Origin of the sequence: Collinsella sp. HCP3S3_E5 (genome assembly GCF_052067635.1) — a bacterium.
GTDB lineage: Bacteria > Actinomycetota > Coriobacteriia > Coriobacteriales > Coriobacteriaceae > Collinsella.
On record NZ_JBQHQF010000058.1, the window covers coordinates 1 to 749 of the forward strand.

Consider the following 749-nt stretch of genomic DNA (forward strand, 5'->3'; position numbering starts at 1 on the left):
AGATGTGTATAAGAGACAGGGCGAGCGCCTGTCGGGGTCGGCGCTCTCCGTCTCCGGCTCGCCGGCGGGCTCGTCGTCCTCCGGCGGGGTCCTGACGCTCGGCTCCGAGGGCGGCCCCGTGCTGGGCTCCGTCGCCGCCGTCGTCGACAACCTCGAGTCCGACGGGTCGGTCTGCTACCGCGGCCTCCTGCTCGGCTCCGGCTGGCAGGGGGAGTCCAGCTCCGACGGGGCGCAGCTAGGCGCCTCGGGCGGCGGGTTCCAGCTCAAGGCCGTCCGCTTCGGGCTGTCCGGAGGCCTCGCCGAGCGCTACGACGTCTGGTACCGCTCCTGCGACTCCGCGCGCGGCTGGACCGGCTGGGCGAGCTCCGGCGAGCCCTCCGGCGTCGAGTCGGGCGCCTCGGGCCTCACCGCAGTCCAGGTCGCCCTCGTCGCGAAGGGCGCCGCCGCCCCCGGCCCGACCGAGGGGGCCTTCGTCTCCGGTTCCGCCTCCGGCCCGGCGCTCGTCCTGCAGGGCCATGTCGCCGAGCGCGGCTGGCTGCAGGCGGTGGGCGGCGGCGAGGACGTCGGCACGACCGGCAGGGGCCTCGCGCTCCAGGCGGTGCGCGCCTCCCTCGAGGGGGCGGGCGAGGGGAGCTCCGTCTGTTTGTGTCAAGCTCGGGCTTTCAATTGAGGCAGCGGTTCTTTTCACACGTGGCAAGGAAAGGTTTCAGGTTTGGCAAAGGCGTGCCTCTTTCTCTCTTTGGCTTTGC

At 72.9% G+C, this 749-nt stretch carries 1 pseudogene; it reads left to right on the forward strand.

From position 1 onward, the window contains the following. Nucleotides 1–670 (forward strand): annotated as a pseudogene (locus ACTM82_RS08965) (hypothetical protein); the annotation flags it as partial. Between the last annotated feature and the right edge of the window lie 79 nt (nucleotides 671–749).